Genomic DNA, 15002 nt, shown 5'->3' on the forward strand with positions numbered 1-15002 from the left:
CCGTCAGCCCCGCGACGTCTCGTCGACGTCGTAGTCCTGGTCGTCGAGCCCGGAGTACTCGTCGTCGTCCTCGTCCTCCCCGGGCTGCTCGAGCTCGTCATCGTCGTCGTCATCGTCGTCGTCGTCATCGTCATCGTCGAAGTCGTCGTCATCCGCGTCGTCATCGTCGTCGTCGTCGTCGTCGTCGTCCCCCGCGAGCTCGTCGTCGTAGACCTCCAGCGGCGTGACCTCCCCGTAGGCGTCCATGAGGGCGTCGTCGTAGGCGGTGAACGTCTCGGCCACCCGCTCGTAGGCCTCGACCACGGCCGGGTCGTCGTCACCGCGGCTGACGGCCGCGGTCTCCAGGTGCGTCTCGAGGGCGGCGACGAGTGCGGTCAGGGCGGCGCGCGGGTCAGCGGTCATGGGGTGACGGTAGCGCGAAATCACCGCTGACGGGCGGGTATGCCGTCCCGCCGGGCCGGGGGATGCCTATGCTGGGCCCGATGGTCGAGTACGAGTACCGAGAGCTCACCTTCCACCGCGACCAGGGACGCGGTGAGGTGCGGCAGGCCCTGACCGAGCACGCCGAGTACGGCGCGTGGGAGCTGGCGCGGGTGCGCGTCTACCTCGGGGGTGCGCGGCGCGTGCTGCTGCGCCGCAAGATCATCCGCGTCCGCCGCACCGCCTGAGCCCCGGCGCGGGCCGGTCGCCGCTCAGCAGTCGGCGACGAGCTGGCCCAGCACCCGGGTGCCGAAGCGGAGGGCGTCGACCGGGACCCGCTCGTCGACGCCGTGGAACATCCCCACGAAGTCCAGCTCCTCCGGGAGCCGTAGCGGCGCGAAGCCGTAGCCGGTGATGCCCAGGCGGGACAGGTGCTTGTTGTCGGTGCCACCGGACAGGCAGTAGGGCAGGACGTGGGCGCCGGGGTCCTCCTTGAGCAGGGCCCGCTTCATCGAGTCCACGAGCTCACCGCTGCTCGGCGCCTCGAGGGCCACGTCCTTGTGCTCGATCTCCACCTCGACGTGCTCGCCCGCCAGCTCCCGGATGGTGTCGAGCAGCTCGTCCTCGTGCCCGGGCAGGAAGCGGCAGTCCAGCGAGGCCGAGGCGCTCTGCGGGATGACGTTCATCTTGTAGCCCGAGGCCAGCATGGAGAAGTTCGAGGTGTCCTGCAGGGTGCCCTCGACGAAGCGACGCGCGCCGCCGAGCCGCGCCAGCATGTCCTCGACGCCCTCCTCGTCCCAGGACTCCCCCGTCACCTGGGAGACGCCGTCGAAGAGCTCCCGGACCGAGGCGATGTAGGTCCGCGGCCAGGGGTGGGCGTCGATCCGCGCGATCGCCTCGGCGAGCCGGACGATGGCGTTCTCCTCGTTGGGGACCGACCCGTGGCCGGCCCGGCCGCGCGCGTGCAGGCGCAGCCAGGCGATGCCCTTCTCCGCGGTCTGCAGCAGGTAGGCGCGGGTGGGCGCCCCGGTCGCCTTGTCGGGGAGGGTGATGGAGAAGCCGCCGACCTCGCTGATGGCCTCGGTGCACCCCTCGAACCACTCAGGGTGCTCGGCCACGACGTGTCCCGCTCCCTGGGTGCCGCCGGCCTCCTCGTCGGCGAAGAACGCCCAGACGATGTCGCGCGGGGGCTTCTCGCCGGAGCGGGCCAGCTGGCGCAGCGTCGCCAGGAGCATGGCGTCCATGTCCTTCATGTCGACCGCGCCGCGGCCCCAGATCATCCCGTCCTTCTCCTCCGCCGAGAACGGGTCGACCGTCCAGTCCGCGGCCTCGGCGGGCACCACGTCGAGGTGGCCGTGCAGCACCAGGCCGGGGCGGGAGCTGTCCCGGCCAGGGGTGCGGACGACCACGCTCGTGCGCTCGGGATGGTCCGCCGGAGCCGTGACCTGCGGGTCGAGCCCGACCTCGCGGAGCAGCTCCACGACATACTCCGCGGCGGCCCGCTCCCCCGGCCCGCTGCCGTCGCCGTAGTTGCTCGTGTCGATCCGGATGAGCTCCTTGCAGATCCGGACCGCCTCCTCCTCGGCGGTGCTGGACGGGCTCAGGTCGTCAGAGGTGGACGTCATACCGCCACCCTAGCCACGCCCCGCCCGCCCGGCGCGGACAGGATGGCTCCGGAGGCGTGCAGGGTTGGGCCGCGTCTACTCGTGCTCCTCTGCGAAGAGCTCGAGGTGGCGGCACTCGCGGCACCGGAACGCACGGACGAGGAAGCGCTCGGCGCCGACGGACCTGAGGCCGCCGAAGAAGCTGGTGTCGCGAGCTCCCGCCACCCAGCGCACGAACCCCGTGGCGCCCTCGCCGGTGTCGGACAGCCAGCCCTCGTCCAGCAGGCCCTCGCTGCCGCACGCGGTACAGGTCGAGCGGGCCTGCCGCCAGCGGTCACCGGGGGCGGACGGGCCGAGGCGGTGCATGCCGTCGGCACTCACCGGCTCGGGTCCCGACTGCTCGCTCACCGCCGCCTCACGGGGTGAGCTTGCCCTCGATGCACTCGACGAACTGGCCGAGCAGCTTGTCCGACACCGTCTGCATGACGCCACGGCCGAACTGCGCCGGCTTGCCCGTGATGCTGAGCGACGTCGACACGTCGGCCTTGGTGCCGCTGCCCTCCGGCTCCAGCTGGAGGACGACCTTGGCCGAGGCGTTGCCCAGACCGCGCAGGCCCTTGCCGAGCCCTTCGATCACCGCCCGGTGGGCCTCGTCGTCGCGTTCCACGAACCTGCCCTCGCCCTGGTAGGTCACCCCGATCGGGCCGAGCTTGACCTTGACGTTGCCGGTGAACTCCTCCTCGGTGGCCGAGGTGACGGTGGCGCCCGGGAAGCACCCGCCCACCTGCTCCAGGTCGGTGAGCAGCGCCCACGTGGCCTCGGGCGGGGCGTCGACGGTGAAGGTGTGATGCAGATCCATCGCCATCGGGTCAGGCTCCTGCCGCCGCGAGCACCGCGCGCCGGGTGAGGACCCCGGCGACGTGCTTGCGGTAGTCCGCCTGCCCGTTGAGGTCCGAGGGCGGGTCGGTGCCCTCGGCGACGGCAGCGCAGGCCTGGGCGACGGCCTCCTCGGTGGCCTCCTGACCGACCAGGGCCTCCTCGACCGCGCGCGCCCGCAGCGGGGTGGAGCCCATGTTGGTGAGGCCCACGCGGGCCTCGGCGATCCTGCCGCCCTCGGTCCGCACCGCGGCGGCGATGCCGATGATGGCCCACTGGTGGGAGACGCGCACGAACTTCTCGTAGTGCGCGCCCCACCCGGTGTGCTTGGGGATCTCCACGGCGACGAGCAACTCGCCCTCGCCCACGGCCGTCTCGAAGAGGTCGACGAAGAAGTCTGCGCCGTCGACGGTCCGCTCGCCGTCCGGCCCCTGGATGACCATGCGGCCCTCGAGCGCCAGCACGGGGGCACCCACGTCGCCCGCCGGGTCGGCGTGCGCCAGGGCCCCGCACACGGTGCCGCGGTGGCGGATCTGCTCGTCGGCGACCTCCTGGAGGGCGGTGTGCAGCAGGGCGAGGTGCTCCTGGACGAGCGAGGAGTCGAGCACGTCCTGGTAGGTCGCCCCGGCGCCGATGCGGATCGCGTCACCCACCTCGGTGACGCCCTTGAGCTCCTCGATCCGGGAGATGTCGACGATGATGCCCGGGGCGTTGAGCCGCATCCGCAGCACCGGCAGCAACGACTGCCCGCCGGAGAGCACCTTGGCGTCGTCTCCGTGCTCGGCGAGCAGCTCCAGCGCCTCGGCCACCGTGGCCGGGGCGGCGTAGTCGAACTCCGGGGGGATCATGCCTGACCGCCTTCCTGGGTCGTGCCGCCGACGGGGCTGGCGGCGGCTCCGGGCGGGTCCTGGTTGGGCTCGCCCTCGGCGAAGTGGCCCGCGGCCGCCCCCGCCGTCTCGCTCATGGCACCGGCCGTGCCGTCCTGGATGGCCCGCCACACCCGTTCCGGGGTGCACGGCATGACGATGTCCTCGACGCCGAACTGCCGGATGGCGTCGAGGACCGCGTTGACCACGGCCGGGGTGGACGCGATGCAGCCGGCCTCGCCGACCCCCTTGACCCCGAGGTCGTTGGAGGTGGCCGGCGAGGTGGTCCGGTCGGTGACGAAGGTGATCGTGTCCGCCGTGGTCGGGAGCGTGTAGTCGACGAACGAGCCGGACACGAGGGTCCCCTGGTCGTCGTAGACCGCCTCCTCCCACAGCGCCTGGCTGATGCCCTGGACCAGCCCGCCGTGCACCTGGCCCTCGACGATGAGCGGGTTGACGACGTTGCCGATGTCGTCGACGCACACGTAGGAGCGCATCGTCGAGGCCCCCGTCTCGGTGTCGATCTCCATCGCGCACAGGTGGGTGCCGTGCGGGAAGGAGAAGTTCACCGGGTCGAAGGTCGCGTCGGCGTCCAGGCTCGGCTCCATCCCCTCGGGGAGGTCGTGGGCGGTGAACACGGCGAGCGCGAGCCCGGCGAGCCCGATGCCCTCCTGGTCGGCCCCTGCGCCCTTGACAGTGAACTTCCCGTCGCTGAACTCCAGGTCGTCCACGTTGGCCTCGAGCTGGTACGCGGCGAGCGGCTTGGCCTTCTCGATGACCTTCTTGGCGGCGTTGATGACCGCCTGGCCGCCGACGACGAGCGAGCGCGAGCCGTAGGTGTCCAGGCCCTTGTGGCTGATCTGGGTGTCCCCGTGCAGCACCTCGACGTCCTCGAAGGGCACGCCCAGCTGGTCGGCCACGATCTGGCTCCAGGCCGTCTCGTGGCCCTGGCCGTGCGCCGAGGAGCCGGTGATGACCTCGACCTTGCCGGTGGGCAGCATCCGCACCGACGCGTGCTCCCAGCCACCGGCCCCGTAGTTGAGCGAGCCGAGGACCCGGGACGGGGCCAGCCCGCACATCTCGGTGAAGGTGGAGATGCCCAGCCCCAGCTGCACCCGGTCGCCGCTCTCCCGGCGCCGCTGCTGCTCGGCCCGCAGCTCGTCATACCCGAAGAGCTCCTTGGCCCGCTCGGTGGCGGCCTCGTAGTTGCCCGAGTCGTACTCCAGCCCGCAGACCGTGGTGAACGGGAACTCCTCGTGGGTGATCCAGTTCTGCTCGCGTACCTCCATGGGGTCGCGCCCCAGCTCGAGGGCGAGCTCGTCCATGATGCGCTCGATGGCGAAGGTCGCCTCCGGGCGCCCGGCGCCGCGGTAGGCGTCGGTCCACGTCTTGTTGGTGAAGACGTTGGTGCAGGAGAAGTGGTAGGCGGGGAACTTGTAGATGGAGTTGTACATGAACGCGCCGAGGATCGGCACGCCCGGCGTGACGAGCCCCAGGTAGGCGCCCATGTCGGCGAGCAGCTCGACCTTGAGGCCGGTGACGGTGCCGTCGGCCTTGGCCGCCAGGGTGAGCTTCTGCCACTGGTCGCGGCCGTGGTGCGCGGAGAGGAGCGACTCGCTGCGGGTCTCGGTCCACTTGCAGGGCTTGCCGGTGTGCCGCGCCACCAGGAAGGTGATGATCTCCTCCGGGGTGACCTGCAGCTTGCCGCCGAAGCCGCCGCCCACGTCCGGGGCGATGACGCGCACCTTGCCCTCGTCGACGCCGAGGGTCATGGCGAGCATGAGCCGCAGGATGTGCGGCACCTGCGTGGCCGACCACATGACGAACTGCTCGCCGGTCGGGTCCACCACGGTGGATCGCGGCTCCATGAAGGCCGGGATGAGGCGCTGCTGGCGGAACTCGCGCTCGACGACCACGTCGGCCTCGGCGATGGCGTCGTCGACGCTGGAGCCGGTGCCGGCCTCGGCGGAGTCGAAGACCCAGGTCGCCGAGCGGTTGGTGCCGAGGTCGGGGTGCGCCAGGGTCTCGTCCTGGGCGGCGGCCCGCAGGTCGAGCGCCGCCGGCAGGTCCTCGTAGTCGACGTCCACGAGCTCGGCGGCGTCCCGGGCCGCCGCGGAGGAGCGCGCGGCGACGACGGCGACGACCTCGCCGGAGAAGGCGACCCGGTCGACCGCGATGGCCGGGTGCGGCGGGGCCTTCTGGTCCTCGGTGATGGGCCAGGCGCAGGGCAGCGAGCCCTGCAGGTCCTTGACGTCCTCACCGGTGAGGACGGCGATGACGCCCGGCGCCTGCCGGGCGGCGGTGGCGTCGATCCCGGTGATGCGGGCGTGCGCCACCGGGCTGCGCACCATCGCCAGGTGCAGCATGCCCGGCAGGACGAGGTTGTCGGTCCACCGCGTGCGACCGGTGATGAGGCGCTGGTCCTCCTTGCGCCGGCGGTCCCGGCCCACCTCCTGGGTGCCGGTCTGGGGCCGGTCGTCGACGGCGGTCACGACTGCTCACCTCCGCTCGTGGCGGACTGGCCCGAGGCCTGCAGGACCGCCTTGACGATGTTGTGGTAGCCCGTGCACCGGCAGAGGTTGCCCTCCATGCCGTGCCGGACCTCGTCCTCGGTGGGACGGGGGTTGCTGCTGAGCAGGTCGGTGGCCTGCATGATCATGCCGGGGGTGCAGAAGCCGCACTGCAGGGCGTGGCAGTCGCGGAAGGCCTCCTGCACCGGGGTCAGCGTCTCGCCGTCGGCCAGGCCCTCGATGGTGGTCACCTCGTGACCGTCGGCCTGGACGGCGAGCACGTTGCAGGACTTGACGCTGCGCCCGTCCAGGAGCACCGTGCAGGCCCCGCAGTTGCTGGTGTCGCAGCCGACCACCGTGCCGGTCTTCCCGAGCGTCTCGCGCAGGTGGTAGACGAGCAGGGTGCGGGGCTCGACCTCGTCGGTGTACGTCGTGCCGTCCACGGTCACGGTGATCTTCATACGGCTCTCCCGTCCGGAGGATGAGGGGACATCGTTGTCCCTGCTGATCCTGCACCGACGGGGGGTGCGGCGCAACCGATACGAGGAGGTCAGACGGTATGCCGCAGCCTCTCGCCTCAGCCCGGGTGCCGGTGGATCGCACCCTCGGTCTCGCGCAGCGGCTCGCCGCCCCCGCCCCACCGCAGCGCGATGATCTCGCTGGCGATGCTCACCGCGGTCTCCTCCGGGGTGCGGGCGCCGAGGTCCAGGCCGATGGGGCTGCGCAGGCGGGCGAGCTGGTGCTCGCCCAGCCCGGCCTCGCGGAGCCGGGCGAGCCGGTCCTCGTGGGTGCGGCGCGACCCCATGGCGCCGATGTAGGCGAGGTCGGGAGCGGCCTCCCCGAGCAGCACCTCCAGGAGGGGCACGTCGAACTTCGGGTCGTGGGTGAGGACGCAGGCGACCGTGCGCGCGTCGAGGGCGTCCTGCGCGACCTGCGCCTCGACATACCGGTGCGGCCAGGAGACGACGACCTCGTCGGCGTCGGGGAAGCGGCTGCGGGTCGCGAAGACGGGGCGGGCGTCGCAGACCGTCACGTGGTAGCCGAGGAAGCTGCCCATCCGGGCGACCGCGGACGCGAAGTCGATGGCTCCGAAGACGAGCATCCGGGGGCGCGGCGCGTAGGAGGCGACGAAGACCCGCATCCCCTCGCCGCGGCGCTCGCCGTCGGGACCGTACTCCAGCGTCGCCGTGCGGCCCTGGGCGAGCATGCCGCGGGCGTCGTCGACGACGGCGGCGTCGGCGCGCGGGCTGCCCAGACTCCCCACCACGGGCTCCGGCTCGGGCCGCACCACGAGCCGACGGCCCAGGTGGGTCTCGTCGGGATGGGCGACGACGGTGGCCACCGCGACCGGGCGGCCGGCCGCGATGTCGGCCGTGATCTCGCCCAGCTCGGGGAAGTCCGCCCGCGAGACCCGCTCGACGTAGATGTCGAGGATCCCCCCGCAGGTGAGCCCGACCCCCATCGCCTCGTCGTCGGAGACGCCGTAGCGCTGCAGGACGGGCGACCCGGTGTCGATGACCTGCTGGCCCAGCTCGTAGACCGCACCCTCGACGCACCCGCCGGACACGGAGCCGACCGCCTCGCCGTCCGCGCCGACCAGCATGGCCGCCCCCGGCTGGCGGGGCGCCGACTTCCAGGTGCCCACCACGGTGGCCAGCGCCACCTGCTGGTCGTCCTCCCACCACGGGAGCAGCCGGTCCAGGACGTCACGCATGTGCTGATGGTGCCACGACCCGCCGCTCGGGGATCAGGGGTCACGCACCGGACGCGTGGTCGTGGCGCACCGGACGCGTGGTCGTGGCGCACCGGACGGAGCCGGCCGTCACGGTCCCGTGGAGGTCGGGACCCTGCCCGACTCCCACGGGACCTTCCGACCAGGTCCGGGTCAGGACCTCGCCACCAGGTCCAGCAGCTCCTGGAAGGTCGCCAGCGAGTGGCCGGCGACCAGGTCGTCGACGTGCGGCAGGGCGGCGACGATGCCGGCCTGGACCGGGGCGTACCCCTCCTTGCCGCGGTGCGGGTTGACCCAGACGACCCGGTGCGCCAGCGACCGCAGCCGACGCAGCTGCTCGCCGAGGAGCTCGGGCGCCTGCCGCTCCCACCCGTCGCTCAGGACGACCACGACGGCCCCGCGCGCCATCCCTCGGCGGCCCCACCGCCGCAGGAACACGTCGACCGCCTCGCCCAGGCGGGTCCCGCCGGACCAGTCCGGCACCGCCTCCCCGGCCGCGAGCAGGGCCCGGTCCGGGTCGCGCTCGCGCAGCGCGCGGGTGACGTGGGTGAGGCGCGTCCCGACGGTGAAGACCTCGGTGGTGTGCGGCGCCGCCTGCACCATCCGGTGCGCGAGGCGGAGCAGGCTGTCGGCGTAGGAGGTCATGGACCCCGACACGTCGACGAGCAGGACCACCCGGCGGCGACGGATCGTCCTGTCGCGCAGCCGGATCCGGGTCGGCTCACCCAGGTTGCGCAGGTGGGCCCGGACGGTCGCCCGCCCGTCGACCTCCCCCCGCCTGGACCGGGTATGCCGTCGCGCCGGCCGGGTGGGCGGGCGCACCGTCAGGGTGGCGAACTGCCGGCGCAGGGCGGCCCGGTCCGCCGGCGACAGCCCGGCCACGTCGCGGTGGCGCAGGACCTCCTGCGCCGAGGCGGTCACCCGCACCACGTCGTCCTGCGTCTCCCCCTCCCCCGGCGCCGAGGGCTCCTCGAGCGAGGCCTGCACCGTGGTGGGCGCCGGCGGCTCGCCGCGGCTGACGGCGTGCAGGGGCCGGCCGCCGAACCAGCCGGCGAAGACCCGGTCGTAGGGCTCGAGGTCGGCCGGGGACGCGGTCAGCGTCGCCCGCCCGGCCCAGTAGACGGCCGCCCGGTCCCCGAGCCCCGTGGCGGCGCACGCGCGCAGGAAGGTCCGCTCCCGGTCGGCGGTGACCGGCAGCCCGGCCGCACGGCAGGCCCGGGCGAACCCGCCCAGGGTCTGCCCGGCGCCCCACCCCTCGACGTGCGTCACGGCATACCTCTCAGCGGGTGAGCATCCGGTCCAGGGCGACGCGGACCCGCTCGGCGTCCTCGCGGTACTTCACCGCGGCGCCCATCGTCGCGGCGGCCACCTCGGGGTCCAGCCGGCTCTGGCCGAGCGCGGTCAGGGCCCGCGCCCAGTCCAGCGTCTCGGCGACGCCGGGTGGCTTGACCATGGTCTCGTCGGCGCGCAGCTGCTGGACCAGCGTGACCACCTCGCGCGCCAGCGTCTGCTCGACCTCCGGCAGCCGGGCCCGGACGATCTCCAGCTCGCGCTCCAGCCCCGGGTGCTCGATCCAGTGGTAGAGGCAGCGACGCTTGAGGGCGTCGTGCAGCTCCCGGGTGCGGTTGGACGTGAGCACGACGAAGGGCGGGGTCTGCGCGGCCACCACGCCCAGCTCGGGGATGCTCACCGACCACGTCGAGAGCACCTCGAGCAGGAACGCCTCGAACTCGTCGTCGGCCCGGTCGATCTCGTCGACGAGCAGCACGCAGGGCGACTCGCGCAGCGCCCGGAGGACGGGGCGCGCCTGCAGGAAGCGCTCGTCGAACAGCTCGGCCTCCAGCTCGCCCACCCCGGGCCCGTCCGCGGCGTCCCTGGCCAGCGCCTCGACCGCGCGCAGGTGCAGGATCTGCCGCGGGAAGTCCCAGTCGTAGAGCGCCTGGCTGGCCTCGATCCCCTCATAGCACTGCAGCCGGATCAGCGGCACGCCCTGCAGCTGCGCCAGCGCCTCCGCCAGCGCGGTCTTGCCGGTGCCGGGCTCCCCCTCGAGCAGCAGCGGCCGGTGCAGGGTGTGCGCCAGCCAGGTCACCGTCGCCAGCCCGTCGTCGGCGAGGTATGCCGTGTCCGCCAGGGCGGCGCGCAGGGTGTCCGGGCTGGCCAGGGCGGGGTTCGGCATACCGGCAGCATCGCCGACCGGCCGGAGGTTGTCCACGGCGGGGCGCGCCCGCGGCGTACCCTGCAGGCGTGAGCCTGAGCATCGCCGTCGATCCCGGCTCCCCCACCCCGGTCTTCGAGCAGGTCGTCGACCGGGTCGTGGAGGCGATCCGCGACGGCGCCCTCGTGCCCGGCGACCGGCTCCCCCCGGTGCGCCGGCTGGCGGCCGAGCTGGGGATCGCCACCAACACGGTGGCCAAGGCGTACCGGCAGCTCGAGGAGGAGGGCCACGTGGAGACCCGCGGGCGCGGGGGTACGCTCGTCCGCGACGAGCTGGCGCCGACGCAGCCCGGCCGGGTGGCCGCCGAGGACTTCGTCCGCGCCGCCCGGGCGTCGGGCCTCGACCTGTCGCAGGCCGTCGGGCTCCTGCGCCGCAGCTGGCGCGAGGTCAGTGGTCCGGGAGGTCCGGCCGCCCCGGCCGGCTGAGGCCCGCCGGACGGGTCCGCTCAGCCGGGTGTCCGCCCGGCAGCCGGTCGTTCAGCCCAGCTCCTCCGGCCGGTCGACGTCGCGGCCCTCGGCGAGGTCCCCGCACTCGACCAGCGCCGGCCGGGCGCGCCGCAGGTAGGCCCGGGCACCCTGGTCCCCGCCCGCCCCGGCGAGCACGTCCTGCCAGTGGTCCTGCCCGAGGAGCACGGGGTGGCCGGCCGCCCCCTGGTAGGCCGCGCGCGCCAGGCTCGAGGCCCGCGCCCCCGACTCCTCCAGCAGCCGGGCGACGACGTCCGCGCCGACGTCCGGCAGGTCGACGAGGTGCACGACCGCGACCAGCGGCACGGTGCGGCCGCGAGCGACGAGCGACATGAGCCCGGCGCGCAGCGACTCCCCCATCCCCTGCTCCCAGGTGCCGCAGAAGGTCGTCGCCACCCTCGGGTCCGCCCCGAGGCCCTCGGCGATCCGGCTCTCGACCTGCTGCGCCTGCGCACCGGTCACGACGAGGACGTCGCCGCAGCCGCCGTCGAGGAGCACCTGCGCAGCACGCACCACCCACGGCGCACCGTCGGTGGTGGCCAGGGCCTTCGGGCCGCCGAACCTCCTGCCGGCGCCCGCCGCGAGCAGCAGACCGGTGGTGCGTGCCGACGTGGTGCCCATGGGCAGCCAGTGTGTCAGGGAGCGCAGGCATGATGGGGGCATGAGCATCGTGGTCGACCTGGCCGAGCTGGAGCAGGCGCTGACGCGTCACCCGACCGCCTACCTGCTGCTGCCTGGCGACGAGCGGCCGCACGTCGGCGAGGTCGAGGTGTCGATGCGCGGCGGCGTGGTGGTCGTCGCGGCGCCGGGGCGCACGGCGCGCCGTGTCGTCCCCGAGCGGCCCGGCGTGTCGCTCCTGCTCCCGCCCGCCGAGCCGGGGGGCTACGCGCTGGTCGTCGACGGGGAGGCCAGCCTGGTGGGCGAGGAGCTGCACGTCGACCCCGGCCACGCCGTCCTGCACCGCCGCCCCCGCCCCGAGTCACCGCCCTCGGCGACGGGGTGCGGCAACGACTGCCAGCCGCTGTCGTGACCGCCGGCACCCCCGAGGTCGTCGGCGAGACCGTGCTCGACGAGGACTGGTATGCCGTCGAGCTCACCGGCCGGGCGTGGACGGACTGCGTCCTGCGCGAGGTCGACCTCACCGAGGCGGTGACCTCCGGCTGCCGCTTCGTCGGCTGCACGTTCGACCGCTGCCGGCTCAACGCCTCGGTCCACCGGCAGACCGCCTTCACCGCCTGCACGTTCACCGACACCTCCTTCTTCGACGCCACCCTCGAGGGGTGCCGGTTCGACGGCAGCAGCTTCTCCGGCTGCGACCTCCGCCCCCTCACCGTCACCGGCGGGTCGTGGTGGGGCGTGTCCCTGCGCGGGGCCGACCTGCGCGACCAGGACCTCTCCGGGATGCGTCTCACCGAGGCCGACCTGTCCGGCGCCGACCTGCGCAAGGCCTCGCTGCGGGGTGCCGACCTGTCCGGCGCCGTCCTGCGGGGCGTCCGCGCCGAGGGTGCCGACCTGCGGGCGGCGAGCCTCCTCGGGGCCGACCTGACCGACGCGGCCCTGCGCGGCACCCTCCTCGACCTGCCTGGCGCCCTCGCCGTCGCCGAGTCCCTCGGTGCGCTCGTCGAGCCCTGACCTCCCCCGCCCACCCGACCCTCGGCATACCCTCAGGAGCGACCCATGCCCCTCATCCGGTGCGACTTCTTCTCCGACGCGCTCGAGCTGTCGACCTCGATGACGGTGGTCCTGCCGCAACGGGTGCAGACCCGGATCGGCACCGACGAGCCGCCGCCCTCGGAGGAGCCGCCGCCCGTGCTCTACCTCCTGCACGGGCTGAGCGACGACGACACGATCTGGTCGCGGCGGACCTCGATCGAGCGGTATGCCGAGGCGCTGGGGCTGGCGGTCGTCATGCCCGCGGTGCACCGCAGCTTCTACACCGACATGCGGCACGGCGCCCGCTACTGGACCTTCGTCTCCCAGGAGCTCCCGGAGGTCGTCGCCCAGCTGTTCCGGGTCTCGACCGAGCGGGAGCGGACCTTCGTGGCGGGGCTCTCGATGGGCGGCTACGGCGCGCTGCAGCTGGCGCTGCGGCAGCCCGACCGGTTCGCCGCGGCGGCCTCGCTCTCCGGCGCCCTGGACCTGGAGGATCTCGTGCGACGCGGCGACCGCGACGAGACCCTGCGCCTGGTGCTGGGGGACGAGCCCGTCACGGGCACCCCGGGCGACCTGTTCCATCTGCTCGCCGGCTCCGAGACGGAGGCGCTGCCGCGGCTCTTCGTGGCCTGCGGCACCCAGGACGTCCTGCTGGGCCACTCCGAGCGGTTCGTCGCGCAGGCGCGGGCCCGCGGTCTCGACGTCACCGAGAGCTACGCCGCCGCGGACCACACCTGGGACTACTGGGACGAGGTGATCCAGGAGGTGCTCGCCTGGCTGCCGCTCCCGCGCGGCGGATGAGCCCAGAGCTCGGCTCGTCGCCCCTGTCCGGGTCAGCGGCGCGTGGGCAGGTGGCTCATCTCCTCCCCCACCGGGAGGACCCCGCGCATCGCCCGTCGCACCGCGCACACGACCGAGAAGGGGTCGGCGTCCTTGAGCACGAAGCCGAAGGCGCCCGCGGCCATGGCGGCCCCGACGAGACGCTTCTCCGCGAACGCGGTGAGGATGACCACCTTGGCCTGCGGCCACTGCTCCAGGATGCTCGCCGTCGCGTCGACGCCGTTCATCACCGGCATGGCGATGTCCATGAGGACCACGTCAGGGCGTTCGCGGAGCACCACCGCCGTGCCGGTCAGGCCGTCCGGGGCCACCCCGCAGACCAGCAGGTCGGGCTCCTCCCCGAGTGCGGCGCCCAGGCCGGCCCGGATCATGTGATGGTCGTCCACGAGGACGACGCGGGCCGGAGGTCCGGTCAGCGGCGCGCAGTCGCGCCGGGCAGCCACGTCGATGTCCATGCCTCACCCTAGGAGTCGGTGCCTTGCGCAGACCTTGCGGCGGTGGTCCGGGTGTCAGGCGAGGACGCGGTCAGGACGGAAGCGGACCACGAGCTCGCTGCCCCCGCCCGGTCCACCCACGAGGACCAGGTCCCCGTCCAGGTCCGCCACGGCCTCGCGCAGGAGCGAGAGCCCGAAGTGGTTCTCGTGGGTGTCCTGAGCACGCAGGGCCGTGGCGCCGTCCCCGGGACCGGCACCGTCGTCACGGACGGTGACGCGCACGTGGGGGGCCTCCTGCGCCACCTCGATCACGGCCTGCCGGGCCCCGCTGTGCCGGAGCACGTTGCGGGTGCCCTCTCGGGCGACGCGGTAGACGAGGGAGCGGGCCGAGGGTGAGAGCCGGTCCAGCTCGGCGAGGACACGCACCTCGGTCTGCACCCCCTGCTCCTCCGTGCGGGCCGCCAGGTCCTCCAGCGCCTGCTGCAGCCCGTCTCCCCGCAGGTCGACCGGCCGGATGTCGGCGATGAGGTCGCGGATCGTGGAGATGTTGCGGCGCATGGCCTCCTGGATCTGCGTCACCATCGCGTGCTCCGCCGCGCTCTCGGGAATCGCCCGGCGCAGCATCGGGAGGATGTAGCCGATCCCGGAGAGGTCCTGGACGACCGTGTCGTGCATGACCTCGCTGAGCCGACGTCGCTCGACGCGCGAGGCCTGGAGGGCCTGCCGCGTGAGGCGGGCCCGGTCGCGCTCCACCCGTCGCGCGGTCGACAGGGTCAGGGGCAGGATGAGGGCGGCGAAGAGCAGGAGGGAGCCCAGGGTGGTCGGGAGCAGCAGCCGCAGCACCTGCGCCTGGCTGTCCCCGAGGTGGGACGTGGGCCAGTACCACTCGAGGACGAACGGTGCGCCGTCCGCCCCCCGTGCCGTGGCGTAGACCTCCAGGACGAGCTCACCCTCACCTCCGCCGGCGTGCGTCTCCCGGGAGAAGTGCGAGACCACCCCGGATCCGCCGACGAGGTCGCGGACCTCCTGCTCGAAGGACACGGTCGTGCCGACGGCGTCGGGCTCGGCCGACCACATGACGAGCCCGTCCGCGTCGTACACGGCGGCGTGGCTGATCGAGTCGTCCAGCAGGCGGTTGTCGAGGTCTTGGACCAGCGGGCTGTCCTGCATGTCCTGCAGGGTCGCTGCGTCCAGCTCCGGGGCGGCGATGACCCGCGTGAAGGTCAGGGTGCGGACCTCGGCCTCGCGGGTGGCGATGGAGCGCGCCACGGCGTTGGACATCACGGCGGTCAGCACGGAGACCACCACCAGGGTGATGCCGCCCAGGACCAGGAAGCGGCTCATCGCCTCACGGACGACGGACCGGTCCTTCTCGACCGGTGCTGGCG

The 15002-nt window shown here is 73.6% G+C and carries 18 protein-coding genes; 5 read left to right on the forward strand and 13 right to left on the reverse strand.

The features are described 5' to 3' along the window. Window positions 1–3 precede the first annotated feature (3 nt). Complete coding sequence (locus FHD63_RS16085; protein WP_170215593.1) at window positions 4–402, reverse strand: hypothetical protein; 399 nt, start codon at window positions 400–402, stop codon at window positions 4–6. A gap of 80 nt (window positions 403–482) precedes the next feature. Between FHD63_RS16085 and FHD63_RS07695 the strand changes: the two genes are divergently transcribed. After that, window positions 483–668: a DUF5703 family protein gene (locus FHD63_RS07695; protein ID WP_130012459.1), complete on the forward strand. Its 186-nt coding sequence runs from the start codon at window positions 483–485 to the stop codon at window positions 666–668. 24 nt (window positions 669–692) lie between these two features. Here FHD63_RS07695 and FHD63_RS07700 read toward each other — a convergent pair whose 3' ends face one another. From FHD63_RS07700 to FHD63_RS07740, 9 genes are all read right to left on the reverse strand, one after another. After that, complete coding sequence (locus FHD63_RS07700; RefSeq protein WP_139721478.1) at window positions 693–2045, reverse strand: M20/M25/M40 family metallo-hydrolase; 1353 nt, start codon at window positions 2043–2045, stop codon at window positions 693–695. A 75-nt stretch (window positions 2046–2120) separates the two neighbouring features. After that, complete coding sequence (locus FHD63_RS07705) at window positions 2121–2432, reverse strand: hypothetical protein (RefSeq protein ID WP_202978442.1); 312 nt, start codon at window positions 2430–2432, stop codon at window positions 2121–2123. 7 nt (window positions 2433–2439) lie between these two features. Beyond that, on the reverse strand, window positions 2440–2889 hold the full coding sequence (locus FHD63_RS07710) for an SRPBCC family protein (RefSeq protein ID WP_238705811.1): 450 nt from the start codon (window positions 2887–2889) through the stop codon (window positions 2440–2442). A gap of 4 nt (window positions 2890–2893) precedes the next feature. Beyond that, window positions 2894–3748 (reverse strand): FAD binding domain-containing protein, encoded by an 855-nt coding sequence (locus tag FHD63_RS07715; RefSeq protein WP_139721480.1) that lies wholly within the window; start codon window positions 3746–3748, stop codon window positions 2894–2896. Then, entirely contained in the window at window positions 3745–6258 is a 2514-nt protein-coding gene (locus FHD63_RS07720; RefSeq protein ID WP_139721482.1) for a xanthine dehydrogenase family protein molybdopterin-binding subunit, read from the reverse strand. The genes FHD63_RS07715 and FHD63_RS07720 overlap by 4 nt, the downstream gene beginning before the upstream one ends. Further along, window positions 6255–6737 (reverse strand): (2Fe-2S)-binding protein, encoded by a 483-nt coding sequence (locus FHD63_RS07725; protein WP_139721483.1) that lies wholly within the window; start codon window positions 6735–6737, stop codon window positions 6255–6257. The genes FHD63_RS07720 and FHD63_RS07725 overlap by 4 nt, the downstream gene beginning before the upstream one ends. A 116-nt stretch (window positions 6738–6853) precedes the next feature. Then, window positions 6854–7990, reverse strand: coding sequence for an XdhC family protein (locus tag FHD63_RS07730; protein ID WP_139721485.1), 1137 nt, complete (start codon window positions 7988–7990; stop codon window positions 6854–6856). 171 nt (window positions 7991–8161) lie between these two features. Then, window positions 8162–9277: a vWA domain-containing protein gene (locus FHD63_RS07735; protein ID WP_139721487.1), complete on the reverse strand. Its 1116-nt coding sequence runs from the start codon at window positions 9275–9277 to the stop codon at window positions 8162–8164. Between the two features lie 10 nt (window positions 9278–9287). Further along, entirely contained in the window at window positions 9288–10184 is an 897-nt protein-coding gene (locus FHD63_RS07740) for an AAA family ATPase (protein ID WP_139721488.1), read from the reverse strand. Between the two features lie 68 nt (window positions 10185–10252). Here FHD63_RS07740 and FHD63_RS07745 point away from each other — a divergent pair, with 68 nt between their 5' ends. After that, entirely contained in the window at window positions 10253–10648 is a 396-nt protein-coding gene (locus FHD63_RS07745; protein ID WP_139721491.1) for a GntR family transcriptional regulator, read from the forward strand. 51 nt (window positions 10649–10699) lie between these two features. On the opposite strand, the gene FHD63_RS07750 is transcribed toward FHD63_RS07745, so the two are convergent. Continuing rightward, on the reverse strand, window positions 10700–11308 hold the full coding sequence (locus tag FHD63_RS07750; RefSeq protein ID WP_139721493.1) for a nucleotidyltransferase family protein: 609 nt from the start codon (window positions 11306–11308) through the stop codon (window positions 10700–10702). Window positions 11309–11348: 40 nt separating this feature from the next. On the opposite strand from FHD63_RS07750, the gene FHD63_RS07755 reads away from it, so the two are divergent. Genes FHD63_RS07755 through FHD63_RS07765 form a run of 3 tightly spaced genes read left to right on the forward strand, consistent with a single transcriptional unit; the run spans window position 11349 to window position 13141 of the window. After that, a complete protein-coding gene (locus FHD63_RS07755) occupies window positions 11349–11717 on the forward strand; it encodes a pyridoxamine 5'-phosphate oxidase family protein (protein ID WP_139721495.1) in 369 nt (122 codons plus the stop codon). Then, the gene (locus tag FHD63_RS07760) at window positions 11714–12319 is read left to right on the forward strand and encodes a pentapeptide repeat-containing protein (protein WP_139721497.1); all 606 of its coding nucleotides are present in this window, start codon (window positions 11714–11716) and stop codon (window positions 12317–12319) included. Before FHD63_RS07755 ends, FHD63_RS07760 begins: the two co-directional genes overlap by 4 nt. A 45-nt stretch (window positions 12320–12364) precedes the next feature. Next, window positions 12365–13141 carry an alpha/beta hydrolase gene (locus tag FHD63_RS07765; protein ID WP_139721499.1) on the forward strand — a complete coding sequence of 259 codons (777 nt, stop codon included), beginning with the start codon at window positions 12365–12367 and terminating at the stop codon, window positions 13139–13141. Window positions 13142–13173: 32 nt separating this feature from the next. Here the strand turns inward: FHD63_RS07765 and FHD63_RS07770 are convergent, their stop codons facing one another. Both FHD63_RS07770 and FHD63_RS07775 read right to left on the reverse strand, forming a co-directional pair. Continuing rightward, window positions 13174–13635 carry a response regulator gene (locus FHD63_RS07770; protein ID WP_139721500.1) on the reverse strand — a complete coding sequence of 154 codons (462 nt, stop codon included), beginning with the start codon at window positions 13633–13635 and terminating at the stop codon, window positions 13174–13176. A 54-nt stretch (window positions 13636–13689) separates the two neighbouring features. Then, window positions 13690–14958, reverse strand: a complete 1269-nt coding sequence (locus tag FHD63_RS07775; protein WP_158296735.1) for a sensor histidine kinase — start codon at window positions 14956–14958, stop codon at window positions 13690–13692. Window positions 14959–15002: the final 44 nt, after the last annotated feature.

It is taken from the genome of Serinicoccus chungangensis (assembly GCF_006337125.1).
Lineage (GTDB): Bacteria > Actinomycetota > Actinomycetes > Actinomycetales > Dermatophilaceae > Ornithinicoccus > Ornithinicoccus chungangensis.